The organism is Kocuria sp. BT304, from assembly GCF_003290245.1.
Classification (GTDB): Bacteria; Actinomycetota; Actinomycetes; order Actinomycetales; family Micrococcaceae; genus Kocuria; species Kocuria rhizophila_A.
The window spans coordinates 22,408-45,726 of the sequence record NZ_CP030039.1 but is presented as its reverse complement, the minus strand read 5'-3'; the positions used below and the strand labels follow the sequence as shown (position 1 = coordinate 45,726).

Below are 23,319 nucleotides of genomic sequence, written 5' to 3'. Positions count from 1 at the left end.
CTGTTCAGGTCACGGGTTCGTCCCCGCTGACGCCGGGCGGCCCTGCCCATGGCGTGCTGGCGCCGCTCCGTGATTCCCGGATGGGCCGCCCGGGGTTGCCAAGAGGCGGGGGCGCAGCGGCGGGGTGCCCCGGCGGGCTACCGGGCGGTCGCCGGGGATGCGGGGACAGCGACGTCGTGCGCGGGAGGAAGGGCACTGTCCACGCCCGCGGCCACGAGGGCGACGATCTCCCGCATTCGCTCGAGCACCAGGCGCAGCTCGGCGCGGCCCTGGCGGGCGCGGTTGAGCTCCGCGAGCCCGCTGGTCACGATCATCCGTGCGCCCACGTCCAGAGGTGTAGTGCCGGCGTGGGCGGCGGAACGGCAGCCCGCGAGCATCCGCGCGATGTGGTTCTCGAGCTTCTCCACCAGCACCAGCACCTCGCGGCGGTGAGGGAGGTCCTCGCCGAAGAGAATCTCGCGTGCGATCCACACGGTGGTCTCCGGCCAGCGCACGGCCATGTCGAAGACCGGGGCGAGTGAGTCCATGATGGCGTCCACCACCGCAGCGGGGGAGCGGTGGCCGGGGTAGGGGGTGGCGTCCAGGATGTCGTTGACGTGGTCCGCCCAGATGTTCTCGGTGACCATCATCAGCAGCTCCGCCTTGGTGGCGGCGTACTGGAACACGGTGCCCGCGGCCACGTCCGCGCGGGAGGCGACCTCGCTCATGGACATCTGCGCGTAGCCCTTCTCGCTCATGAGCGAGCGGGCGGCGGCCAGGATGCGGGCGCGCTTCTTCGCCTTGGCGATCTCGCGGCGCCCGGGGCCGCGCGGGCTCACGCGGGAAGCCACGTGCTCCAGGGGGCGTGTTCTGCCGCGGGGCGTCGGGTTCTGAATTTTCTCCACCAGATAATTGTATTGCACTCAAAATTGAGTAGGCTCAATTATGAACGCAGGGAGCGCCAAGGTGACGCCCCCGCGGAAGGAGGAACGACATGCAGTTCACAGCAGGCAACTACGAGGCCTTCATGCGGCCCCGCCCGGCGGAGCACGCACAGGACACCCGTGCGTGGATCGTGGGATCCGGTCTCGCCGGACTCGCGGCGGCGGTGTTCCTGGTCCGGGACGCCGGCGTGCCCGGCGAGAACGTGACCGTGGTGGAGAAGGGCCGGCTGCCCGGCGGTGCCCTGGATGGGCTGGACGTGCCCGAGAAGGGGTTCGTGATCCGCGGCGGGCGTGAGCTCGAGAACCACATGGAGTGCCTGTGGGACATGATGCGCTCCGTGCCGTCCCTGGAGATCGAGGGCGCGTCCGTGCTGGACGAGTTCGCGTGGCTCAACCGGGACGACCCCAACTACTCCCTGCGCCGCGCCACCGTGAAGCAGGGCCAGGACGCGGGCCACGAGGGCAAGTTCGACCTCCCGCAGCGCGCCCAGAAGGACCTCCTGCACATCTTCCTGGCCACGCGCGAGGAGATGGAGGGCAAGAAGATCCAGGACGTGATGAGCAAGGAGTTCCTGGCCTCCCCGTTCTGGATGTACTGGCGCACCATGTTCGCGTTCGAGGAGTGGCACTCCGCGCTGGAGTTCAAGCTCTACCTTCACCGCTTCGTGCACCACATCGGCGGGCTGCCGGACTTCTCCGCGCTGAAGTTCTCCAAGTACAACCAGTACGAGTCCTTCGTGCTGCCCCTGATTTCCTACCTCACCGAGCGCGGCGTCACCTTCCAGTACGACACCGACGTCCGCGACATCGACTTCTCCCACCGCAACGGCGAGATCCGCGCCACCGCGATCCACTGGGTGCGCGAGGGCGCCACCGAGACCCAGGAGCTCGGTGAGCACGACCTCGTGTTCACCACCATCGGCTCCCTCGTGGACAACTCCAACGACGGCGACCACGCCACCCCCGCGGAGCTCGACCGCGGCCCCGCCTCGGCCTGGGACCTGTGGAAGCGGATCGCCGCCAAGGACCCCTCCTTCGGGCGCCCCGAGGTGTTCTGCTCCTCGATCGACGAGACCAAGTGGGAGTCCGCCACCGTCACCACCCTGGACGAGCGGATCCCCGAGTACATCCGCAAGATCGCGCAGCGGGACCCGTTCAGCGGCCGCGTGGTCACGGGCGGGATCGTCACGGCGGAGGACTCCTCGTGGCTGCTCAGCTGGACCGTGAACCGCCAGCCGCACTTCAAGAAGCAGCCGAAGGACCAGATCGTGGTGTGGGTCTACTCGCTGTTCGTGGACACCCCCGGCGACTTCGTGAAGAAGACCATGGCCGAGTGCACGGGCGAGGAGATCACCCAGGAGTGGCTCTACCACATGGGCGTTCCCGTGGAGGAGATCCCGGAGCTCGCTGCCACCGGCGCCAAGACGGTGCCCGTGATGATGCCGTACGTGACCAGCTTCTTCATGCCCCGCCACGCGGGCGACCGCCCCCAGGTGGTGCCCGAGGGTGCCCGCAACTTCGCGTTCATCGGCCAGTTCGCCGAGACCGGCCGCGACTGCATCTTCACCACCGAGTACTCGGTGCGCACCGGCATGGAGGCCGTGTACCAGCTCATGGGGGTGGAGCGCGGCGTTCCCGAGACGTGGGGCAGCACCTATGACGTGCGGGTGCTGCTGGAGGGCCTCACCCGGCTGCGGGACGGCGAGAAGGTGCGGATCCCCGGGCCGGAACCGCTGCGCAAGCGGCTGCGTCGTCGGCTGGAGGACGGCGAGGTGGGCGAGCTGCTCGAGGAGTACGGCGTGCTGTGATCCTCAGCGCCTGCTGAGCGGACCCTGCACGGGTGCACCCAGAAGCCGTCACAGCACGTGGCACAGCTTCTGGGCCAGCCTGTGCAGGGTCTTCCTGTCCCTGGGGGACATGTCCAGCTCGTCCAGCAGCTCGCGCTGCATCCCCGCGGCCGGTTCCTGCAGGGCACGCCCGGCGTCCGTGAGGGAGATGACCACGGAGCGTTCGTCCTGCTCGCTGCGGCGGCGGGTCACGAAGCCCGCCGCCTCCACGCGGCGCAGCAGTGGGGAGAGGGTGCCGCTGTCCAGGGCGAGGGTCTCGCCCAGCTGGCGGACCGAGCGGTGGTCCTGCTCCCATAGCACAAGCATCACCAGGTACTGCGGGTAGGTCAGCCCGATGGCCTTGAGAGGTTCACGGTACGCGCTGGTCACCTTGCGCGAGGCGGTGTACAGCACGAAGCACAGCTGCGTGTCCAGGCGGAACTCGGGATCCATGCCCACCATGGTACGGGAGGCGCATTTCCGGGATGACGTGCGGTGACGCTCGGGGCGCGCGCGGACTGAAGGCGTGCCAACCAGGCGGGGCGGGGGTCAGGGGGCGCGCCCGTCACGGCCGGGGTTGTTGAACAACGGGGGCGAGTCGCGTATAACTATGGCCCGGCTCACAGGGTGTCCGCATCCTTCCGCTCTTCCCTTTCCCCAACAGCACGGAGACCCCGGTGCCGGAACACGACCACGACCGCACGTCCACGCCCGCCGGGGGATCCTCAGCCGCCACTGCCACCGCCGCGCGGCCCCACTCGGGGAGCCCCGCCCCGGGCCACGCCAACCGCCGGTTCGAGACCAACTGGGCGATCTCCCTCTTCGGCACCGCCGTGGGCGCGGGGGTGCTGTTCCTGCCCATCAACGCGGGCCTGGGCGGTCTGTGGCCGCTGCTGATCGTCACGGTGCTGATCGGGCCCATGACGTACCTCTCCCACCGGGCGCTGTCCCGCTTCGTGTGCGCGTCCCCCGTGCCGGACGAGGACATCACCGGCGTGGCCCGCAAAGCCTTCGGCGAGGGCCTGGGCCGGCTGATCACCATCGTCTACTTCCTGGCGATCTACCCGATCGTGCTGATCTACGGCGTGGGCATCACCAACACCGTGGACAGCCTGCTGGTCAACCAGTTCCACCTGGCCTCTCCGCCGCGCTGGCTGCTCTCGGGCGTGCTGGTGGCGCTGCTGATGCTCGTGATGTTCACGGGGCAGCGGATCATGCTGATCGTCACCCAGTGGCTCGTGTACCCGCTGATCCTCATCCTGTTGGGCGTGACCCTGTTCCTGATCCCCACGTGGGACTTCAGCGCGTTCCGGGGCGTGCCCTCCGCCGGGGACTTCCTGATGTCCGTGTGGATGATCATCCCGGTGCTCGTGTTCGCGTTCAACCACTCACCCGCCATCTCGCAGTTCTCCGTGGCCATGAAGCACGAGTACGGGGACCGCGCGAGCGAGCGCGCCTCCGTGGTGCTCAAGCGCTCCACCCTGCTGCTGGTCATCTTCACCATGGGCTTCGTGTGGTCCTGCGTGCTGTCCCTGGGTCCCACCGGGCTGCAGGGCGCCAAGGACCAGAACCTGCCCGTGCTGTCCTACCTGGCCAACGAGAACGGCAGCCCGTTCATCGCCTACCTGGGCCCGGCGGTGGCACTCGCCGCGATCGCCTCCTCGTTCTTCGGTCACTACATGGGCGCGGCGGAGGGTGCCGTGGGCATTGTGCGCTCCACCGTGGACCCCAAAGGCACGAAGATCAGCGACAGGGCCCTCAAGACCGCCGTGGCCGTGTTCATCTTCGTGACCACGTGGCTCGTGGCCATCCTGAACCCCAGCATCCTCTCGCTCATCGAGTCCCTCGCGGGGCCGGTGATCGCCGTGATCCTCTACCTCATGCCCATGTACGCGATCCGCAAGCTGCCGGCGCTGGAGCCCTACCGGGGCAGGATCTCCAACGTGTTCGTCACCGTGGCCGGTCTCGTGGCGGTCAGCGGCATCATCTACGGCTTGGTCTCCTGACGCCCCACGTCACCGCCGGAGGACGACGCCGCTGGGCCGGGTCCGCGCCCGGCCGCCGGTGCCGTGGTGCAGACCGCTGCGGGCCCCCCTCCCGGGTCCGGTGCGGTCCCGCTGTGTAGATTGGCCGTGACCGAGGCCGCGACCCCCGCTGCGCAGCAGCGGGGGTCGTTGCACACCACCGACCGAACGGGTGAGGAGCCCAGATGACCACCGTGGTGCTGTTCCGCGACGACCTCCGGGTCACCGACCACCCCGCCCTGCACGAGGCCGTCTCCCACGGGGAGCCCGTGGTGTGCCTCTACGTCCTGGACGAGGAGTCCGAGGGGGTCCGCCCGCTCGGCGGTGCGGCCAAGTGGTGGCTGCACCACTCCCTGACCTCGCTCGCCTCGGATCTGTCGGAGCTGGGGGTGCCCCTCACGCTGCGGCGCGGTCCGGCAGGGAAGGTGGTGCCCGACGTCGTGCGCGAGACCGGCGCGGACCGGCTGCTGTGGAACCGCCGCTACGGCGGGCCGGAGCGCGCGGTGGATGCCGGGCTCAAGGAGTGGGCCGGGGAGAACGGTGTGGAGGCCCACTCGTATGCCGGATCGCTCATGTTCGAGCCGTGGACCGTCTCCACCCAGAACGGGGATCCGTACCGGGTGTTCACGCCGTTCTGGCGGGCGTGCACCAGCGGGCCGCCGCCCCGGGAACCGTACCCGGCGCCGTCGTCGATCGACCACGCGGACCCGGCACCGGCCTCCGAGGACCTGGTCGACTGGGAGCTGCTGCCCACGCACCCGGACTGGTCCGGGGGTCTGGCGCGCACGTGGACCGTGGGGGAGCGGGCGGCGCACGAACGGCTGGACGGGTTCCTGGACGAGCGGTTGCCCCGCTACACCCAGGACCGGGACGTGCCCGCCAGGCCCGCCACGTCCGGGCTGTCCCCGCACCTGCGCTGGGGCGAGATCAGCCCGTACACCGTGTGGCACACCGCCCTGGAGCGTGCGGAGAACCCCGGGAAGTTCCTCACCGAAGTGGGGTGGCGCGAGTTCTCCTGGTACAACCTCTACGTCCACCCGGACATGGCCACCGAGAACATCAACCCGAAGTTCGACGCCTTCCCGTGGCCGCCGCTGGACGAGGACGTGCTCGCGGCGTGGCAGATGGGGCGCACCGGGATCCCCCTGGTGGACGCCGGGATGCACGAGCTGTGGGAGACCGGCACCATGCAGAACCGGGTGCGCATGGTCGTGGCGTCCCTGCTGGCCAAGAACCTGCTGATCGACTGGCGCCTGGGCGAGCAGTGGTTCTGGGACACCCTGGTGGACGCGGACCCCGCGAGCAACCCGCACAACTGGCAGTGGGTGGCCGGCTGCGGCACGGACGCCGCGCCCTATTTCCGGATCTTCAACGCGGAGACGCAGCAGAAGAAGTTCGACCCCGACTTCGTCTACGTGGACCGCTGGAACGGGCGGCAGGAGGGCGTGGAGCCCATCGTGGACCTCAAGGAGTCCCGGGCGCACGCGCTGGAGCTGTTCAAGAGCCTGTGAGGGGCGGCCGCGGGGCCGAGCATGTGGCGGGAACGAGCCCCGACGAGGGCCGCCCGCGCGCCGGCCCCGGGTGGCCCCGCGCCGAGCGGCGTCGTGGGCCAGAGCAGACCGCGCGGCGTCGTTGACCGGGACGGACCCGGCGTCGAACATCGCGGCGGCGGCGCACGAGCAGGGCGTGGGCCGGATCGTGTGCCTGTCCATCGCCGGCGCCGAGGACCCGCGCGTGAACTCCGGGTACGGCTACTACAAGGGCAAGGCCGTGCAGCAGAGCATCTACCAGCAGTCCCCGGTCCCGTCCGTCACGGTGCGCTCCACCCAGTGGTTCGACTTCGTCCCCGCCACCGTGGGCATGGTCTCCAAGGGGTCCGTGGCTTTGGCGCCCACCATGCTCATGGCGCCGGCCCTGCGCGAGGAGGTCCCGGACTTCGTCGCCGACGTCGTAACCGCACCCGGGCAGGCGCGGCACGAGATCCGCGCGATCCGCGGCCCGGAGGTGGACACCATCGCGAACTTCGCCCGCCGCATCCTCGCCGCGGGTGGGGACCTGGGCGGCCAGCGCCCGACCACGATCAAGGAGGCGCCCTACCTGGGGCGCGGCATCGCCAATGGGGGCTGATCCCGCGGGACGCGTTCGTCACGGCCACACGGTTCGAGGACTGGCTGGGCTGATCGCCGGTGCCAGGTCGGGGTGGTCGATCTTCCTCAGGGCTCGCAACGACGTTCCGGGGAACTCAAGCGCCCAGGTCAAGAATGTCCTCCACCTCGGCCAGCGAGTAGGTGCGTTCTCGGCCGTTGCGCACATTCTGTGCGGTTTGCAGGAGCTCGTAGTCGCGGACCAGCTGGTCGGTGTGTGTTTCCACGGCCTCGCGCAGGTAGTAGGACTTCGAGCGCCCGGTGCGGGCCGCCAAGCGCTCCAGCTTGGCCCCGATTTCGTCGGACAGATTCACGGACGCGGTCACGGTCATGGCGTCATCCCCCTTTCAGGGGTGGATTGACTACAGGTAGTCAGTTTCACCCGCCGTCAGGATGGCGGCAAGGGGTGGTGCGCACCATCGCATGGGCGCTCGACCCCGAAGAACCGGCGCAGGGCCTCCGTGCCCTCGCAGGTCACCGGTGTCTCCGGGCGCACGTACGTCCCCGGGGTGACGACGACGCGCTGCTCCTCCACGCCCACGCCGCCGTCGCGGGTGTTCTGGGCAATGCGGGCCCTGCCGTTGTCCGTGTAGCCGGTCTTGCGGCTCACTGCGGCGGAGGCGTGGTTGCCCACCACGTACTCCGAGTGGCACGCGAGGGCGTCCAACTCGTCGAACGCGAACCCCACGGCCATCTGGCGCATGAGAGTGCCCATGCCCTGCCCGTGGTGCGCGCGCCCGAGCCACGAGCCCGAACTGACCGCGCGTGCCACGGGGAAATCCCGCGCCGTGAGGTCCTGCACCCCCACCAGCTCGCCCCGGGACCGGACGGTCAGCGCCAGGTTCCAGTGCTGCGGTGCGAACGTGGAGCGCTGAGTCCACCACCAGGACAGCGATGTGGTCGGGAAGCCGTCGGGTGTCCCCGGCGCGAACGGTTCCTCGTGCCAGGCGCGTAGAAACGGCATGGGCAGACCCGCCACGGAGATCCCGCCCTGGACGAGTTCCACCAGCTCCGGGAAGTCCTCGTCCCGCAGCACGCGCAGCTCCAGGTCCTCGCACGTGATGCGCAGTCCGAACGGAGGAAAGATTTCCTCGAGTGTCAGCATGTCCACTCCTCTCACGGCATACGGGCGATCTGGGAGAGCATCCGTCGCACTCTCCTCGCGAACTGGGGGCAACCGGCACGGGAGAGTGCCTCGTCCAGCTGCACATGGATTGCCCTGGCACCCCAGTAGCTCAGCTGTTTGCGCACAATGGGCATCAGACAGGCGGGGTGCGAAAGGTGTTCCCGGCGAAGGACGCGGACACCGCCCATGGGGCCGCACACCGCGAGCCGCTAATCTGCGAAAAATTCGAAGTCGTTCTCAGCATCCAGCTCCCGCAGCTCCTGACATGCGGCACGCCGTGCCATTTCGCGCTGCTGGCGCAGCTGAAGCACGTCAGCACGCCGGAACCGCGCATGGGATCCGACCGTGAACGATTCGATCTGCCCCTCCCGGGCCCACCGCAGGAGTGTGGGGCGGGAGACGCCCAGGAGATTGGCGGCCACGGTGCTCGTCAGCTCCTCGGGCGTCTGGGCGATGTTCACCGAGCCGTGTTCCGCGATGGCGGACAGGGCGCGGAGAAGTGTTCTCTGCACCTCCGCCGGGAGAGCCACGTCGTTGCCTGCAGCATCGCGAAGAACCAGGCTTGCGCCGTGCTGTGCCGGGGCCTGCGCCTCCCGCACGGTCTGTGCTGAGATGTTGATCCGTTCAACCGTGGTCGTCATCGGGTGCTCCTGGAGCGCAGTAGTCGCTGCTCGTTCAGTGACACCGCAACGCATTTCCACTTATAAATGAACGACCGGTGGTCTCACCCCTCCAGGTCCAGCAGTTTCAACGCCTCCTCGCGCATCTCCACCTTGCGGACCTTGCCGGTCACGGTCATGGGGAACTCCTCCACCACGTGCACGTAGCGGGGGATCTTGTGGCGGGAGATCTTCCCGTCCGCGAACTCCAGGATGGCCTCGGCGGTGAGGGCGGGAGCGCCGTCGCGCAGCCGCAGCCACACCATGAGCTCCTCGCCGTACTTCTCGCTGGGCACGCCGATCACCTGGGCATCGACGACGTCCGGGTGGGTGTAGAGGAACTCCTCCACCTCGCGCGGGTAGATGTTCTCCCCGCCGCGGATCACCATGTCCTTGATGCGCCCGGTGATCTGCGCGTAGCCGTCCTCGTCCATCACGGCGATGTCCCCGGTGTGCAGCCAGCCCTCGGGGTCGATGGCCTCGCGGGTCTTCTCCTCCTGGCCCCAGTAGCCCTTCATCACCGAGTAGCCGCGGGTGCAGAACTCGCCGGCCTGCCCGCGGGGCACGGTCTCGCCCGTGGAGGGGTCCACGATCTTGACCTCCACGTGCGGGTGCACCCGCCCCACGGTGCCCACGCGGCGGTCCAGGGAGTCGTCCGAGCGGGTCTGGAAGCTCACGGGGGAGGTCTCGGTCATGCCGTAGCAGATGGCCACCTCGCTCATGTGCATCTCGGAGATGACCTTGCGCATGACCTCCATGGGGCACGGGGACCCCGCCATCACCCCGGTGCGCAGGGTGGAGAGGTCGTAGTCCGCGAAGTCCGGCAGCTCCAGCTCCGCGATGAACATGGTGGGCACCCCGTACAGGCTGGTCGCCCTCTCCTGGGCGACGGCGCGCAGCGCGGCCCGCGGGTCGAAGCCCGGCCCGGACAGGATGATCGCGCAGCCGTGGGACGTGGCCGCGAGGTTCCCGATCACCATGCCGAAGCAGTGGTACAGCGGCGGGACCACCACGATCCGGTCCTCCGCCGTGTAGTGCAGCAGCTCGCCGATGAAGTACCCGTTGTTGAGGATGTTCCGGTGGCTGAGGGTGGCTCCCTTGGGGCGCCCGGTGGTGCCGGACGTGTACTGGATGTTCACGGCGTCGTCGGCGTGCAGGCCCGTGGCGACCGAGGCGAGCCGGGCGTCGTCGGGCTCCACGAACAGGGCGTCCCACTCGGGGCTGCCCATGAGTACCACGTTCTGCAGCTCCGGGGCGTGGGGGCGGGCGGCCTCCAGCATCCCCGCGTAGTCGCTGTTCTTGAACGCGGGACTGCTGACCACCGTGGAGATCCCGGCCTGCGCGAGCGCGAAGTCCACCTCGTGCTGGCGGTAGGACGGGTTGATGTTCACCAGGATCGCGCCGAGCTCCGCGGACGCGTACTGCATGAGCACCCACTCCCACGAGTTGGGCCCCCAGATTCCGACCCGGTCCCCCGTGCGCACGCCCAGCCGGTCCAGGCCCGTGGCCAGGGACCGGACGTCGTGCAGGAACTCGCGGTAGGTCCACCGTTTTCCGGCAGCCACATCCACGAGGGCCTCGTGGTCAGGGAACCGCTCGGCGGTGCGGTGCAGGTTCTCACCGATGGTCTCCTCCAGCAGCGGCTGTTCGGTGGGCCCGGCGGCGTAGGACGGCGTGGGGTCGGTCATCGGGTGTCTCCTTGGTCGGGTGCCGGAAGGGTCGGCGGGGACCGAGGCCGGCGGGTGTCTCGAGGTGGGGTGGTGGGCTCAGTTCGCGGCCGCGATGTGGTGGCCCACGGTGGCCTTGAGGATCTCGTCCGTGCCGCCGAAGATCGTGAGCAGCCGCACGGCCGTGTACGCCTGCGCCACGGAGGATTCCAGGATGTATCCGAACCCGCCGTGCAGCTGCAGGCAGCGGTCCACCAGGTCCTTGACCGTGCCGGTGGCCTGCAGCTTGATTTTCGAGGCCGCGATGAGATCCAGCTGGCCCCGGTTGAACAGCTCCACGCAGTGCGCCACGTACGCCTGGGACGCCTCCAGCTGCGCGCTCAGCTCGGCGAGCTCGAACTGCGTGTTCTGGAAGTCCAGCACGCGCTCGCCGAACACGTTGCGGGTGGAGACGAACTCCACGGTCTCGGCCAGCACGCCCTCGGCAATCGCCATCGCGGCCACGGCCACGCCCAGCCGGCCCTGCGGCAGCTGCTCCGTGATCTGGTCCAGCCCCCTGCCCTCCTCGCCCACGAGGTTGGCGGCGGGCACCCGGACGTCGTCGAAGAACAGCTCCGCGGTGTCCGAGGCCTGCAGGCCCATCTTGTCCAGCTGCTTGCCCGTGGTGTAGCCCGCGTGGTCCTTCTTCTCCACCAGGAACAGGCTGAAGCTGTCCCGGTTCCCGCGCGGGGAGGTGCCGCCGTCCGTGCGGGCCAGGACCAGGGCGGCGTCGCCGGAGATGCCGTTGCCGATGAACGTCTTCTGGCCGTTGAGCACGTACTCCTCGCCGTCACGCACGGCCCTGGTGCGCACCCCGCGCAGGTCGGAGCCCGCGCCCGGTTCGGTGAACGCGACGCTCGTGACCATCTCCCCGCCCAGGATCGCGGGCAGCCAGCGCTGCTTCTGCTCGTTCGTGCCGTACGCGAGCAGATGCGGCAGCACCCAGTCGTCCTGCAGGTGGAACGCAAGCCCCAGGGCCAGGTGGCCCGCGCGCACGAACTCCTCGTCCATCACAGCGCGGAAGCGGTAGTCGGTGAGCCCCATGCCCTCGTAGCGCTCTGGCACGGCCAGGCCCAGCAGTCCGGCCTCCGCCGCCCGGTTCCACACGCCGCGGTCCATCATGTGCTCGGCGTGCCACTGGGCGTAGTGCGGGGCCACCTCGCGCTCGTTGAACTCGCGGGCCACGGAGCGGAACTCGTCGTGCTCCTCGTCGTAGAAACCGTGGATCATGGGGTCACCTTTCGCTGGGGACGGGCTCGGCGGGGAGGCCCAGCGCGAGCCGGGACATCTCCTTGAGGACCGCGCTGACCTGGGCGTCCGGGCTCTCGGTCCGGGCGCGCGAGTACGCGGTGGAGTTGATCAGGCCGATCACGGCGAACGCGCGCGTGGTCTGGTCCTGCAGGGGGCGCTCGGGGTCCAGAGTGTGCAGCACCTCGCGCCACTGCGCCAGGTACTGCCGCTGGATGTCCCGCACGGCGCGCCGGGTGTGCTGCTCCAGGGACCCGAAATCGCGTTCGTGCACGCGGATCAGCGCGGAGTCCGCGAGGGCGAAGTCCACGTGGAAGGAGATCAGCTCCGCCAGGGCACGGGGGCTGTCCCCGTGGCGCTCGCGGATCGCACGGCCGCCCGTGAGCAGGCGCTGGGAGATCTCCACGAGCAGCTCGCTGAGGATGTCCTGCTTGCTCTTGAAGTGCCGGTACACGCCGGGTCCGGAGATCCCAGCCTGCTCCCCGACGCTCTGCAGGGACACGGCCTGGTAGCCGTGGCGCGCGAACAGTTCGGCGGCGGCGTCGAGAATCCGACGACGACGCTCGGTCTTGGCTTGCTCGCGGGGCGTCACCGACACGCGACCTCCTTGCAGGGCGCCGGGCCCGCCGGACAGCGGCGCGGGCGGGCGTGGACAACCGTGATGCAGGTCACTATAGTCCATCTTGGTTATCGAGTATTAACTGAAGTTTCCCGAAGGGACGACATGGCTTTCCTCACGAGCGAGCTGGACCGCAGCTCCGCCGCGTTCCGCACGAACAGCGAGACCAACGCGCGGCTGCGGGACGAGCTGCGTGAGCGCACGGCCAGGGCCGCCCTGGGTGGCCCCGAGAAGAGCCGTGAGCGCCACCGCTCCCGCGGCAAGCTGCTGCCGCGCGAGCGCGTGGCCCGGCTGCTGGACGAGGGCTCGCCGTTCCTGGAGATCGGCGCCCTGGCCGCGGAGGACATGTACGACGGCGCGTGCCCGGCCGCGGGGGTGATCGCCGGGATCGGGATGGTCCGGGGCCGCCTGGTGGTGGTGGTGTGCAACGACGCCACCGTGAAGGGCGGCGCCTACTACCCCATGACGGTCAAGAAGCACCTGCGGGCGCAGGAGATCGCCGCCGAGAACCGGCTGCCGTGCGTGTACCTGGTGGACTCCGGCGGGGCGTTCCTGCCGATGCAGGACGAGGTGTTCCCGGACCGGGACCACTTCGGGCGGATCTTCTACAACCAGGCGAACCTCTCCGCCCGGGGGATCCCGCAGATCTCCGCCGTGCTGGGCTCGTGCACCGCGGGTGGCGCGTACGTGCCCGCGATGAGCGACGAGACCGTGATCGTGCGACACCAGGGCACCATCTTCCTGGGGGGCCCGCCGCTCGTGAAGGCGGCCATCGGTGAGGAAGTGACCCCGGAGGAGCTGGGCGGTGGAGAGCTGCACACCCTCACCTCCGGGGTGACCGACCACCTCGCGGAGAACGACGAGCACGCCCTGGAGATCGTCCGGGACATCGTGGCCACCCTCCCCGAGCAGAAGACCGTGGCGTGGGACGTGATCGCCGCCCGGGAGCCGGACCTGAGCGTGGCGGACCTGGACGGGATCGTCCCCGCGGACGTCAACGGCTCCTACGACGTGCGGGAGGTCATCGGGCGGATCGTGGACGGCAGCGAGTTCCACGAGTTCAAGAAGGACTACGGCACCACGCTGGTCACGGGCTTCGCCCACATCGACGGCCACCCCGTGGGGATCGTGGCGAACAACGGCATCCTGTTCTCCGAGGCAGCGCTCAAGGGCGCGCACTTCATCGAGCTGTGCGACCAGCGCGGCGTGCCCCTGGTGTTCCTGCAGAACATCACCGGCTTCATGGTGGGCCGGGACGCGGAGGCCGGTGGCATTGCCAAGAACGGCGCCAAGATGGTCACCGCGGTGGCCTCCACCCGGGTGCCGAAGTTCACCGTGGTGGTGGGCGGCTCCTTCGGCGCTGGCAACTACTCCATGTGCGGGCGCGCGTACTCCCCGCGGTTCCTGTTCATGTGGCCCAATGCCCGGATCTCCGTGATGGGCGGTCCGCAGGCGGCGTCGGTGCTGTCCACGGTCAAGAAGGACCAGCTGGCGGCGCGCGGCGAGCAGATGGACCCGCAGGAGCAGGAGCGCTTCGAGGCTCCCATCCGTGAGCAGTTCGAGTCCCAGGGCAACCCGTACTACTCCACGGCCCGGCTGTGGGACGACGGCGTGATCGAGCCCGCGGACACCCGCCGCGTGCTGGCCATGGCGCTGGCCGCGGCGTCCCTGCAACCCCTTCCCGACCCGGGCTTCGGCCTCTTCCGGATGTAGGAGCCCTCTCCATGTTCTCCACCGTGCTCGTCGCCAACCGAGGCGAGATCGCCGTGCGCGTGATGCGCACCCTGCGCGCCATGGGCATCCGCTCCGTGGCCGTCTACTCGGACGCCGATGCCTGCGCCCGCCACGTGAAGGAGGCGGACGTGGCCGTGCGGATCGGTCCCGCGGCCGCCGCCGAGAGCTACCTGGACATCGACGCCGTCGTGGCCGCCGCTCGCGAGACGGGCGCAGAGGCTGTCCATCCCGGCTACGGCTTCCTCGCCGAGAACGTGGACTTCGCCCGCGCGTGCGCCGCGGCGGGGATCGCGTTCATCGGCCCGCGGGAGCGTGCGCTGGAGATCATGGGGGATAAGATCACCTCCAAGCTGCAGGTGGCGGAGCACGGGGTCCCCCTGGTGCAGGGGGTCTCCGAGCCCGGTCTCACGGACGAGCAGCTCGTGGCGGCCGCCGCGGACATGCCGTTCCCCGTGCTCATCAAGCCGTCCGCCGGTGGTGGCGGCAAGGGCATGCACGTGGTCGAGCGCTACGAGGACCTCGCCGAGGCGCTGCCCGCCGCGCGCCGCGTGGCGAAGCAGAGCTTCGGGGACGACACCCTGCTGATCGAGCAGCTCGTGGCCACCCCGCGCCACATCGAGGTGCAGGTCCTCGCGGACACCCACGGCCACGTGATCCACCTGGGGGAGCGCGAGTGCTCGCTGCAGCGCCGCCACCAGAAGGTGATTGAGGAGGCCCCGTCCGCCCTGCTGGATGCCGCCACCCGTGCACGCATCGGGGAGGCCGCCGTGGCCGCCGCGAAGGCCGTGGACTACGTGGGTGCCGGGACCGTGGAGTTCCTGGTCTCGGACCGCGAGCCTGACACCTTCTACTTCATGGAGATGAACACCCGCCTGCAGGTGGAGCACCCCGTGACCGAGATGGTCACGGGCGTTGACCTGGTGGAGTGGCAGGTGCGGATCGCGGACGGCGAGCACCTCACGCTCACCCAGGAGGACGTCCACCTGGACGGCCACGCCGTGGAGGCGCGCGTCTACGCGGAGAATCCCGCGCGCGGCTTCCTGCCCACCGAGGGCACCGTGGTGGCCCTGCGGGACGCCTCCGGACCGGGCGTCCGCGTGGACTCCGGGATCATGGCGGGCCAGCGCGTGGGCCTGGACTACGACCCCATGCTCGCCAAGGTCATCGCGCACGGCCCGGATCGCCGCACTGCACTGCAGCGGCTGCGCGCCGCGCTCGAGGACACCGTGATCCTGGGCGTGGGCACCAACGTGGAGTACCTGCACATGCTGCTCACGGACGAGGACGTGGTGGCCGGGCGCATGGACACCGGCCTCATCGAGCGCAAGCTCCCGCAGCTGCAGTTCGCCCAGCCGGACGCCTACCTGGAGGCGCTCGCCGCCCACGTGGTCCTGGGCTCCCGGGACGACGACGCCGCCCGCGCGGGTTCCCTGCCGGACGCCCCCGATGCCGGGACCGTCACGGGCCCCGTGGCCGACCCCGGAGCCGACGGGCACCATGGCGCCGAGCGCTGCACCGCCTCCGACACCGCCGCGCACCGGGACCGGCTGGCCGCACGCCGGATCGGCGGCACCGCGTGGCGCGCGGACGGCTTCTCCGCCACCGCGGCCCTGCCCGGACCGGCGTCGTTCGAGGAAGACCCCTCGCGCGCCGTCGTGACCGCCGTGGGTGCCGGGAACCCGGACCGCGCGGAAGGCCGCACGGTGCACGTGAGCGAGGGAGCGGCGTCGTTCGAGATCCCCGTGCGGACCCGCACCGGGGCGCTGCAGGCCCAGCTGGCACAGATCGAGCGGGAGACCACCGCGGGCGGACCGGAGCTGCGCTCGCCCATGCCGGGCACCGTGGTGGCCGTGCTCGCGGAGAACGGCGAGCACGTGGCGGAGGGCCGCACAGTGGTCTCCGTGGAGGCCATGAAGATGGAGCACCCGATCACCGCCACCCTGCCCGGGACCGTCACCGTGCTGGTGGGTGTGGGGGACCGCGTGAAGGTGGACCAGGTGGTCGCCACGATCGAGACGGGCGACACCGGGGACGCGGGCGGCGAAGCACCCGCCGCCTAGCCGGCCCCGCGCGACATCGAGCAGAGCCCGCGAAACCCAGCAGAGCCCCGGACGCCCCGGCATCCGGGCCCACGACGACACCGACGACCCCACCGGACGAGCACCGCTCGACCGACCACACGGAGGAACCGACATGAGCGAGAACACCGAGCTGAACACGTTCGAACTGTCCGAGGAGTACCAGGCGCTCTCGGACGCCGTGCGCGAGTTCGCGGACGAGGAGATCGCCCCGGTCTCCGCCAAGCACGACGAGGAGCACTCGTTCCCGTACGAGATCCAGTCCCAGATGGCGGAGATGGGCCTGTTCGGGCTGCCCTTCCCGGAGGAGTACGGGGGACAGGGCGGGGACTACTTCGCGCTGTGCCTGGCCCTGGAGCAGATCGCCCGCGTGGACCAGTCCGTGGCCATCACCCTGGAGGCGGGCGTCTCGCTGGGCGCCATGCCCGTGTACCTGTTCGGTACCGAGGAGCAGAAGCAGCAGTGGCTGCCCCAGCTGGCCAGCGGCCAGGCGCTCGCGGGCTTCGGGCTCACCGAGCCGGAGGCCGGCTCCGACGCCGGCGGCACCCGCACCCGCGCGGAGCTCACGGACGGCAGCTGGGTGGTCAACGGCAGCAAGGAGTTCATCACCAACTCCGGCACGGACATCACCAAGCTGGTGACCGTCACCGCGGTCACGGGCACCACCACCACGGCGGACGGGCGGGAAAAGAAGGAGATCTCCACCATCCTGGTGCCCACGGACACCCCCGGTTTCACCGCGCAGAAGGCGTACAACAAGGTGGGCTGGAACGCCTCGGACACCCACCCGCTGACGTTCGAGGACGTCACCGTCCCGGAGGCCAACCTGCTGGGCGAGCGGGGCCGCGGCTACGCGAACTTCCTGCGGATCCTGGACGAGGGCCGCATCGCGATTGCCGCCCTCGCCACGGGTGCCGCGCAGGGCTGTTTGGAGGAGGCCATCCGCTACGCCACCGAGCGTGAGCAGTTCGGCCGCTCGATCGGCAAGAACCAGGCCGTGGCGTTCAAGATCGCCCGGATGCGCGCCCGCGTGCACCAGGCCCGCCTGGCCTACTACGACGCCGCGTCCCGCATGCTCAAGGGCAAGCCGTTCAAGACGGAGGCCGCGATCGCCAAGCTGGTGGCCGGTGAGGCCGCGATGGACAACGCCCGGGACGCCACCCAGGTGTTCGGCGGCTACGGGTTCATCAACGAGTTCCGCGTGGCCCGCCACTACCGCGACTCCAAGATCCTGGAGGTCGGGGAGGGCACCACGGAGGTCCAGCTCATGCTGATCGCCCGCGAACTGGGGCTGTGACCGGGGCTCCCGGCACCACGTCACCCGAGCACGACCGAACGCGCCGCCCCTTTGCGGGGCGCACCGGCAAGGAGGACCGCATGGCCAAGGTCATCGAGCAGCGCGGGCTGTACTTCGACGAGTTCGAGGTGGGCGCCGTGTACAAGCACGCCCCCGGGCGCACCGTCACGGAGGCGGACAACGTCCTGTTCACCACGCTCACCATGAACACGCAGTCCCTGCACCTGGACGCCGCGTGGAGCGAGCGCCAGGAGTTCGGGGAGCGGCTGGTGAACTCCATGATGACGCTGTCGATCATCGTGGGCGCGTCCGTCGCGCAGCTCACGCAGGGCACGATCGTGGCGAACCTGGGCTTCGAGGAGGTCGCGTTCCCGCACCCCATGCACCACGGGGACACCCTCTACAGCGAGTCCGAGATCCTGGACGCGCGCCCGTCCAAATCCCGGCCGGGCCAGGGCATCATCAGGGTCCGCCACGTGGGCCGCAACCAGGACGGCACCGTGGTGGCCACGTGCGTGCGCTCGGTGCTCATGCAGGGCGCCCCCGCGGGCACCGGTCACGACGCCGCCGCCGCGCCGGCTCCCCGGGACGGGTCACCCGAGCCCGCGGAGACCTCCGGGGCCGGGCTTCCCGGCCGGGAGGCACCGACGAACGCCGCGGCCCCGGTCGCGGACCCGACAGGGAAGGAGCAGGCATGACGACCCCCACGTTCACGATGGGCCCGGCCATCCTCTTCTGCCCGGCGGACCGCCCCGAGCGTTTCGCCAAGGCGGCCGAGCGGGCGGACGCGGTGATCCTCGACCTCGAGGACGCCGTGGCCCCGGACGCCAAGCCCGCGGCTCGGGATCACGTGCGCGCCGCGGACCTGGACCCTGCCACCACGGTGGTGCGCGTCAACGACGCCGCCTCGCCGTTCTTCGAGGAGGACCTCGCCGCGGTGCGCGGCACCCCGTTCCGGACCGTGATGCTCGCCAAGGCGGAGTCCGCCGAGCAGGTCCGCCGGGTCACGGACGCCCTGCCGGACGTGCAGGTCATCGCGCTGTGCGAGACGGCCGCCGGGATCGTGGCGGCGTCCGAGATCGCGGCGCAGAGCGGCGTCGTCGCCCTGCTGTGGGGCGCGGAGGACCTGGTGGCGTCCCTGGGCGGGCGCTCCAGCCGCCGCCCGGGCGGCTCCTACCGGGACGTGGCCGTGGCCGCGCGCGCCGCGGTGCTGCTGGCCGCGGGCGCCCACGGGAAGGCCGCGATCGACGCCGTGCACGTGGACATCGCGGACGCCGAGGGCCTTGCCGCGGAGGCGGAGGACGCCGCGGGCAGCGGGTTCGCGGCCACCGCGTGCATCCATCCCGGCCAGGTGGCCGTGATTCGCGAGGCGTACCTGCCCACCGCCGAGGACGTGGACTACGCGCGCCGTCTGCTGGCGGCCGCGGAGGGCGCGCCCGGCGTGTTCCGCTTCGAGGGCCACATGATCGACGGGCCGCTGCTGCGCCACGCGGAGCGCACCGTGGCCCAGGCACGCCGCGCCGACACACTCGGCACCGATGAACTTGGCACCGAGACGCCCCGCACCGAGACGAGGGAGAACTGATGAGCACGAACATCGTGGTTCCGGTCAAGCACGTTCCGGACGCCCAGAAGCAGCGCACGTTCCAGGAGGACCTCACCGTGGACCGCGGGGAGTCGATCCTCTCCGAGCTGGACGAGTACCCCCTGGAGGCGGCCATCGCCCTGCGCGAGGCGGCTCCGGAGGCGGAGGTCACCATCATCGCCGTGACCGTGGGCCCCGAGGACGCCGCCGGTGCCGTGAAGAAGGCCCTGCAGATGGGCGCGGACGCCGCGTTCCACGTGGCCGACGACGCCCTGGCCGGCTCCGACGCGCTCGGCACCTCCGCGGCGCTCGCCGCCGCGATCCAGCACGTGGGTGAGGAGCACGGCGGGGTGGACCTGGTGCTCACGGGCCTTGCGTCCACGGACGGGGAGACCTCCGTGATGCCCGCGATGCTCGCCGAGCGGCTGGACTTCGCGCTCGTGACCCGCGCGGACAGCGTCGCCTGGGGCGAGGGGAACACCGGGCTGGCCCTGACCCGCCCCGGAGCGGATGCCACCCAGACCGTGGCGGTGCACTTCCCCGCGGTCGTCTCGGTCACCGACCAGGCGAACGAGCCGCGCTACCCCAACTTCAAGGCGATCATGGCCGCGAAGAAGAAGCCCTCGGCCGTGCTGAGCCTCGCGGAGATCGGCGTGGAGGCCTCCACCGTGGGGCGCGACGCGGCGGCCGCCTCCGTGCAGTCCGCCACCGCCCGGCCCCCGCGCGAGGCGGGAACCGTGGTGCAGGACGAGGGCGAGGCCGGGATCCAGCTGGCGGACTTCCTCGCGCAGCGCCGCCTGCTCTGACGGCTGCGCGGCCCGGGGCCTCGGTCCCAGGCGGTGCGACCACCGCACCGGGTCGCTGCGGGCCCGTCCCGCGCCGCACCCACGATCTTCCACTGCGTTCGAGAGGAAACACCATGCACGTCCTCGTAGACCTCGGCCACACCCGTCAGCTGCGCTCCCCGGACCACGAGCTGCTCACGCTCGCGCGCACCCTCGCCGGGGGAGATCCTGTCACCGTGCTCAGTCACGAGCCCCAGCCCGAGGGCCTGGCCGACGAGCTCGCCGGCTACGGCGTGGCCACTCTGCTCGTCCCGGAGCAGGAGGCCGCGGACCTGTCCCTGACGGACACAGCACTTCTCGACGCCGCCCTGGCGGACTCCGGCGCCACGCTCGTGCTGGGCGCCAACGACGCGGACACCACCGAGTGGTTCGCCCGCCTGGCCGTGCGCCACTCGGCGGCGATCATCACCGATGCGGTGGGCGTGGCGCAGGACCGCACCGTGACCAAGTCCGTGCTGGCCGGGGGCTACACCACCACGGCGGAGCCCACCACCGAGCTCGCGTTCGTCACGCTCGCCCCCAACTCGGTGCAGACCGAGGAGGTGAGCGGGGGCCAGGCGCCTCAGGTGAAGCCGCTGGCGGTGACGGTGTCCGGCCCGGCGGCCACGGTCACGGGAACGGAGGCCGCGCCGGCGTCGTCGCGCCCCAAGCTCACCGAGGCCAAGACCGTGGTGGTCGGCGGCCGCGGTGTGGGCGAGGACTTCTCCCTGATTGAGCAGCTCGCGGACGAGCTCGGTGCGGCAGTGGGCGCGTCCCGCGCGGCCGTGGACGCGGGCTGGGTGGAGCACGCCGCGCAGGTGGGCCAGACCGGTGTGACGGTGTCCCCGCAGCTGTACCTGTGCGCGGGTGTCTCCGGCGCCATCCAGCACCGGGCGGGCATGCAGACCTCCCAGACGATCGTGGCGATCAACAAGGACGAGAACGCCCAGATCTTCGAGATCGCGGACTACGGCGTGGTGGGAGACCTCCACAAGGTCATCCCGCAGCTGCTCGAGACGGTGCGGGCGCGGAAGGGGTAGGTGGGCGAGCGCGTGGCCCAGCTGCGGAACAGCGATCTGGATGACCTCCGGCACCTCGCACTGGAGGCAGGGCAGGACATGACCGGCTGGGACACCTGCCGAGGTGCTGTGTCCGGAGACTTCGTGCACACCCTCCGGGAGGCCCTGGAGGAGGTCGTGCCCCCTCATGCCACGTGGGCACTGGTCCGTTGGCGGGGCTATCGGGAAGAGCAAGTGGATGCGACACGAGTGACCCTGACGGTCCTGGACTGCGCTCAGCAGGCCCTGGACCTTGACGGCGCCATGGCCAGCATTGCTGAGCTGGGAATGCCGGATTTCATGTGTTCCTCCACCCGGCAGTTCGGCTGGGGCGCGCCGCTGTATCCGGATTGGGGCGTTCTCAGCGTAGGGGCGGATGACTTTGTCCGGCACTTCGCACCCCGGGGCTTCGAGGCCTATTCCGTCCCGCGTGATGCTGTCCTCCCCGACAACGTGGAGGACTAGGGCGTGTCTCTTAAGATCGTGGAGGTTGGAGGTCTGACGGTGGGTGGGCTTGGATGCCTCGAGCCCGGGGCACTCGACGCGCCAAAGTCCGCGGCCGCCGGCCTGGATCGCTCACAGGTCACCGGAGCGGACGAGTGCGTAGGGCTGGGAGCGGCCAATGGACATGATGGTCTGCACGCCCTCCAGCGTCATGAAGAGGGGCGTGGCGGTCACCGGCTCTCTGGAGGGCCTGATTACTCGGGGACCTCGCTGAGTTGGGCCTCAATCCGATCCAACCGCTCGGTGATGTTGCGTAGGTGCTCCACGATGAGTTGGTTCGAACCATCGATCGCCGTCGCCGTTTCGCGTCGTGCGCTGGTGACGGTGCGTACCACCCAGACGGTAAGAACAACGAAGATCGCGAGTGGTAGTGCGGCGGCGAGGATGATAACAAATGCGGTAGCGGTAAGTGTCACGAAGATTCCCTTTCCTGTTCTTGATTAATCAGGTGCACAATGTGGTCTGGAGTTATTTCAAGCCGAAACGGAGCGACCCAGTAGTGCTTCCTCACTCGGCTCTCTCCGAGCTGTTCCAGGCCACTCTCGATGAGTCGAGTAGCTTCCAAGCGGTTGAGGTGCTGGTAGAGCAGTGGCCGAGACATCCCGAGTCGGCGGGCCAGCTCACTGACATGGGTCGACTCCGTCTTTAGGGAGGCGATAATTCGCAACCGAGGCTCACTTCCGAGAGCACTGAGCATCTGAGCGAGCCGTGCTGCGTCCATTACCCCTCCGGATCGTAATCGAACGATGTCAGGTGTAAGTATATGCTTACAGTCAGCGGTGCGCAAGTTCTGCCGGGTCTGGCGGAGACGCTGGCTGCTCACCCGGGGTGGCCGGTCGGACTGCGGGCCGGCCTGCACCGCCGGCGAGTACGGGAGGGGTCGACCTCATGGGGTCGCCTCCTCCTTGCGCGCGACGAGCTGCGCAGTCTCCTCGCCGCAGCGCTGGATGGACGCCTCGAGCTCGGGGTGCTCGGCGCGCAACTGCCCACGGCCGCCGACTTGGATCGAGCGCAGCTCCCCGGAACGGACGAGTGCGTAGGTCTGGGAGCGATATCCCGAAACCTCGTCAAACGAGGTGGTTGAGCCACTGGCTGATCGCGCGGAGGACGGCTCCGGCTCGGTAGGTCAGGCCGAGTTTGTCGTAGCGGGTGGCCAGGCCGCGCCATTGCTTCACGTCGCTGTAGCCGCGCTCGATGACGTTGCGGCCGCGGTAGGCCTCCATGTCGAGACCCACGGGGCGTCCGCCGCGTGAACCGCGGTTGCGACGGTGTTGCTGCTGGTCGCTGGGTTCGGGGATCACGGCCTTGATCCCTCGACGGCGCAGAGTCTGGCGGGTGGCGCGGGAGGAGTAGGCCTTGTCGCCGCGCAACATGTCCGGTCTGGTGCGCGGTCTACCTGGTCCCTTGCGGGCGACGGAGAGGGCGTCGAGCAGTGGGGCGAGCATCGGTGAGTCCCCTCCCTGACCGGGTCCGCAGAGGATTACCAGCGGTAGGCCGTGTCCATCGACGAGCTGATGGATCTTCGTCGAGAGCCCGCCGCGGGAACGGCCCAGCGCGTGATCAGCTGGCTCGACGCGGGGATCTTGTGATTCCACTGCGCCCCCTGTGGTGCGCTCGAGGGTGGTGCCGTGCTGGTGAGCGCGGCAGATCGTGGAGTCGACCGCGACCGACCAGTCCAGGTCACCGTCCGCGTCGGCACGGACCAGGAGCGCGTCGAGGACCTGGTCCCAGGTGCCATCAACTGCCCAGGCGCGGTGGCGCTTCCAGACTGTCTGCCAGGGCCCGAAGTCGGCGGGGAGATCGCGCCAGGCGATCCCGCACCGGTAGCGGTAGATGATCCCCTCGACCACCTGTCGATGATCCCGTCTCGGCCTCCCTGACCAGGGGCGCTGAGCGGGGAGCAAGGGCTGGATCGTCTCCCATTGGGTATCGGACAACACGCTTCGCCGGCTCATTGACCTACC

At 70.0% G+C, this 23,319-nt stretch carries 23 protein-coding genes; 12 read left to right on the top strand and 11 right to left on the bottom strand.

Going from position 1 to position 23,319, the window contains the following annotated elements; translation table 11 throughout:
* Positions 1 to 137 precede the first annotated feature (137 nt).
* Positions 138 to 884 carry a TetR/AcrR family transcriptional regulator gene (locus DNL27_RS00235; RefSeq protein ID WP_229577791.1) on the bottom strand — a complete coding sequence of 249 codons (747 nt, stop codon included), beginning with the start codon at positions 882 to 884 and terminating at the stop codon, positions 138 to 140.
* A gap of 89 nt (positions 885 to 973) precedes the next feature.
* Here DNL27_RS00235 and DNL27_RS00230 point away from each other — a divergent pair, with 89 nt between their 5' ends.
* Entirely contained in the window at positions 974 to 2,731 is a 1,758-nt protein-coding gene (locus tag DNL27_RS00230; RefSeq protein WP_012399357.1) for an oleate hydratase, read from the top strand.
* A 48-nt stretch (positions 2,732 to 2,779) separates the two neighbouring features.
* Here the strand turns inward: DNL27_RS00230 and DNL27_RS00225 are convergent, their stop codons facing one another.
* On the bottom strand, positions 2,780 to 3,211 hold the full coding sequence (locus DNL27_RS00225) for a MarR family winged helix-turn-helix transcriptional regulator (protein WP_112234342.1): 432 nt from the start codon (positions 3,209 to 3,211) through the stop codon (positions 2,780 to 2,782).
* 215 nt (positions 3,212 to 3,426) lie between these two features.
* Between DNL27_RS00225 and DNL27_RS00220 the strand changes: the two genes are divergently transcribed.
* The 3 genes from DNL27_RS00220 (at position 3,427) to DNL27_RS00210 (ending at position 6,900) form a co-directional block, all read left to right on the top strand.
* Positions 3,427 to 4,755, top strand: coding sequence for an aromatic amino acid transport family protein (locus tag DNL27_RS00220; RefSeq protein WP_112234341.1), 1,329 nt, complete (start codon positions 3,427 to 3,429; stop codon positions 4,753 to 4,755).
* Between the two features lie 203 nt (positions 4,756 to 4,958).
* Entirely contained in the window at positions 4,959 to 6,284 is a 1,326-nt protein-coding gene (locus DNL27_RS00215; protein ID WP_112234340.1) for a deoxyribodipyrimidine photo-lyase, read from the top strand.
* Positions 6,285 to 6,405: 121 nt separating this feature from the next.
* On the top strand, positions 6,406 to 6,900 hold the full coding sequence (locus tag DNL27_RS00210) for an SDR family oxidoreductase (protein WP_112234339.1): 495 nt from the start codon (positions 6,406 to 6,408) through the stop codon (positions 6,898 to 6,900).
* 115 nt (positions 6,901 to 7,015) lie between these two features.
* Here DNL27_RS00210 and DNL27_RS00205 read toward each other — a convergent pair whose 3' ends face one another.
* The 6 genes from DNL27_RS00205 to DNL27_RS00180 form a co-directional block, all read right to left on the bottom strand.
* Positions 7,016 to 7,249 (bottom strand): ribbon-helix-helix protein, CopG family, encoded by a 234-nt coding sequence (locus DNL27_RS00205; protein ID WP_112234338.1) that lies wholly within the window; start codon positions 7,247 to 7,249, stop codon positions 7,016 to 7,018.
* A 56-nt stretch (positions 7,250 to 7,305) separates the two neighbouring features.
* Complete coding sequence (locus DNL27_RS00200; RefSeq protein WP_112234337.1) at positions 7,306 to 8,022, bottom strand: GNAT family N-acetyltransferase; 717 nt, start codon at positions 8,020 to 8,022, stop codon at positions 7,306 to 7,308.
* Between the two features lie 230 nt (positions 8,023 to 8,252).
* The gene (locus tag DNL27_RS00195; protein ID WP_112234336.1) at positions 8,253 to 8,684 is read right to left on the bottom strand and encodes a helix-turn-helix domain-containing protein; all 432 of its coding nucleotides are present in this window, start codon (positions 8,682 to 8,684) and stop codon (positions 8,253 to 8,255) included.
* Between the two features lie 83 nt (positions 8,685 to 8,767).
* On the bottom strand, positions 8,768 to 10,390 hold the full coding sequence (locus tag DNL27_RS00190; RefSeq protein WP_112234335.1) for an AMP-binding protein: 1,623 nt from the start codon (positions 10,388 to 10,390) through the stop codon (positions 8,768 to 8,770).
* A 78-nt stretch (positions 10,391 to 10,468) separates the two neighbouring features.
* Positions 10,469 to 11,638 (bottom strand): acyl-CoA dehydrogenase family protein, encoded by a 1,170-nt coding sequence (locus tag DNL27_RS00185; RefSeq protein WP_112234334.1) that lies wholly within the window; start codon positions 11,636 to 11,638, stop codon positions 10,469 to 10,471.
* 4 nt (positions 11,639 to 11,642) lie between these two features.
* Positions 11,643 to 12,254: a TetR/AcrR family transcriptional regulator gene (locus tag DNL27_RS00180; protein WP_058954311.1), complete on the bottom strand. Its 612-nt coding sequence runs from the start codon at positions 12,252 to 12,254 to the stop codon at positions 11,643 to 11,645.
* Between the two features lie 126 nt (positions 12,255 to 12,380).
* Here DNL27_RS00180 and DNL27_RS00175 point away from each other — a divergent pair, with 126 nt between their 5' ends.
* The 8 genes from DNL27_RS00175 (at position 12,381) to DNL27_RS00140 (ending at position 21,316) form a co-directional block, all read left to right on the top strand.
* Entirely contained in the window at positions 12,381 to 13,988 is a 1,608-nt protein-coding gene (locus DNL27_RS00175) for a carboxyl transferase domain-containing protein (RefSeq protein WP_112234333.1), read from the top strand.
* 11 nt (positions 13,989 to 13,999) lie between these two features.
* Positions 14,000 to 16,069: a biotin carboxylase N-terminal domain-containing protein gene (locus DNL27_RS00170; RefSeq protein WP_112234332.1), complete on the top strand. Its 2,070-nt coding sequence runs from the start codon at positions 14,000 to 14,002 to the stop codon at positions 16,067 to 16,069.
* Positions 16,070 to 16,220: 151 nt separating this feature from the next.
* Positions 16,221 to 17,384, top strand: coding sequence for an acyl-CoA dehydrogenase family protein (locus tag DNL27_RS00165; RefSeq protein WP_112235700.1), 1,164 nt, complete (start codon positions 16,221 to 16,223; stop codon positions 17,382 to 17,384).
* A gap of 80 nt (positions 17,385 to 17,464) precedes the next feature.
* Positions 17,465 to 18,082, top strand: a complete 618-nt coding sequence (locus DNL27_RS00160) for a MaoC family dehydratase (protein ID WP_239494392.1) — start codon at positions 17,465 to 17,467, stop codon at positions 18,080 to 18,082.
* Complete coding sequence (locus DNL27_RS00155) at positions 18,079 to 18,969, top strand: CoA ester lyase (RefSeq protein WP_112234331.1); 891 nt, start codon at positions 18,079 to 18,081, stop codon at positions 18,967 to 18,969. Before DNL27_RS00160 ends, DNL27_RS00155 begins: the two co-directional genes overlap by 4 nt.
* Entirely contained in the window at positions 18,969 to 19,775 is an 807-nt protein-coding gene (locus DNL27_RS00150; RefSeq protein WP_012399340.1) for an electron transfer flavoprotein subunit beta/FixA family protein, read from the top strand. The genes DNL27_RS00155 and DNL27_RS00150 overlap by 1 nt, the downstream gene beginning before the upstream one ends.
* 113 nt (positions 19,776 to 19,888) lie before the next feature.
* The gene (locus tag DNL27_RS00145; protein WP_112234330.1) at positions 19,889 to 20,833 is read left to right on the top strand and encodes an electron transfer flavoprotein subunit alpha/FixB family protein; all 945 of its coding nucleotides are present in this window, start codon (positions 19,889 to 19,891) and stop codon (positions 20,831 to 20,833) included.
* The gene (locus tag DNL27_RS00140) at positions 20,834 to 21,316 is read left to right on the top strand and encodes a hypothetical protein (protein ID WP_112234329.1); all 483 of its coding nucleotides are present in this window, start codon (positions 20,834 to 20,836) and stop codon (positions 21,314 to 21,316) included.
* A 233-nt stretch (positions 21,317 to 21,549) separates the two neighbouring features.
* On the opposite strand, the gene DNL27_RS00135 is transcribed toward DNL27_RS00140, so the two are convergent.
* The 3 genes from DNL27_RS00135 to DNL27_RS00120 all read right to left on the bottom strand — a co-directional run bounded on the left by DNL27_RS00135 (position 21,550) and on the right by DNL27_RS00120 (position 23,310).
* Entirely contained in the window at positions 21,550 to 21,771 is a 222-nt protein-coding gene (locus DNL27_RS00135; protein WP_112234328.1) for a hypothetical protein, read from the bottom strand.
* Positions 21,768 to 22,052, bottom strand: coding sequence for a winged helix-turn-helix domain-containing protein (locus DNL27_RS00130; RefSeq protein ID WP_239494493.1), 285 nt, complete (start codon positions 22,050 to 22,052; stop codon positions 21,768 to 21,770). Before DNL27_RS00130 ends, DNL27_RS00135 begins: the two co-directional genes overlap by 4 nt.
* A 370-nt stretch (positions 22,053 to 22,422) precedes the next feature.
* A complete protein-coding gene (locus DNL27_RS00120) occupies positions 22,423 to 23,310 on the bottom strand; it encodes an IS5 family transposase (protein WP_112234326.1) in 888 nt (295 codons plus the stop codon).
* Positions 23,311 to 23,319: the final 9 nt, after the last annotated feature.

What these genes read in the sequence shown, in the direction of transcription:
- DNL27_RS00200 (WP_112234337.1), bottom strand. Translation starts at nt 8,022, where the DNA reads ATGCTGACACTCGAGGAAATCTTTCCTCCGTTCGGACTGCGCATCACG.
- DNL27_RS00190 (WP_112234335.1), bottom strand. Translation starts at nt 10,390, where the DNA reads ATGACCGACCCCACGCCGTCCTACGCCGCCGGGCCCACCGAACAGCCG.
- DNL27_RS00160 (WP_239494392.1), top strand. Translation starts at nt 17,465, where the DNA reads ATGGCCAAGGTCATCGAGCAGCGCGGGCTGTACTTCGACGAGTTCGAG.
- DNL27_RS00145 (WP_112234330.1), top strand. Translation starts at nt 19,889, where the DNA reads ATGCACGTCCTCGTAGACCTCGGCCACACCCGTCAGCTGCGCTCCCCG.
- DNL27_RS00225 (WP_112234342.1), bottom strand. Translation starts at nt 3,211, where the DNA reads ATGGTGGGCATGGATCCCGAGTTCCGCCTGGACACGCAGCTGTGCTTC.
- DNL27_RS00205 (WP_112234338.1), bottom strand. Translation starts at nt 7,249, where the DNA reads ATGACCGTGACCGCGTCCGTGAATCTGTCCGACGAAATCGGGGCCAAG.
- DNL27_RS00215 (WP_112234340.1), top strand. Translation starts at nt 4,959, where the DNA reads ATGACCACCGTGGTGCTGTTCCGCGACGACCTCCGGGTCACCGACCAC.
- DNL27_RS00185 (WP_112234334.1), bottom strand. Translation starts at nt 11,638, where the DNA reads ATGATCCACGGTTTCTACGACGAGGAGCACGACGAGTTCCGCTCCGTG.
- DNL27_RS00175 (WP_112234333.1), top strand. Translation starts at nt 12,381, where the DNA reads ATGGCTTTCCTCACGAGCGAGCTGGACCGCAGCTCCGCCGCGTTCCGC.
- DNL27_RS00230 (WP_012399357.1), top strand. Translation starts at nt 974, where the DNA reads ATGCAGTTCACAGCAGGCAACTACGAGGCCTTCATGCGGCCCCGCCCG.
- DNL27_RS00150 (WP_012399340.1), top strand. Translation starts at nt 18,969, where the DNA reads ATGAGCACGAACATCGTGGTTCCGGTCAAGCACGTTCCGGACGCCCAG.
- DNL27_RS00170 (WP_112234332.1), top strand. Translation starts at nt 14,000, where the DNA reads ATGTTCTCCACCGTGCTCGTCGCCAACCGAGGCGAGATCGCCGTGCGC.
- DNL27_RS00120 (WP_112234326.1), bottom strand. Translation starts at nt 23,310, where the DNA reads ATGAGCCGGCGAAGCGTGTTGTCCGATACCCAATGGGAGACGATCCAG.
- DNL27_RS00130 (WP_239494493.1), bottom strand. Translation starts at nt 22,052, where the DNA reads ATGCTCAGTGCTCTCGGAAGTGAGCCTCGGTTGCGAATTATCGCCTCC.
- DNL27_RS00195 (WP_112234336.1), bottom strand. Translation starts at nt 8,684, where the DNA reads ATGACGACCACGGTTGAACGGATCAACATCTCAGCACAGACCGTGCGG.
- DNL27_RS00155 (WP_112234331.1), top strand. Translation starts at nt 18,079, where the DNA reads ATGACGACCCCCACGTTCACGATGGGCCCGGCCATCCTCTTCTGCCCG.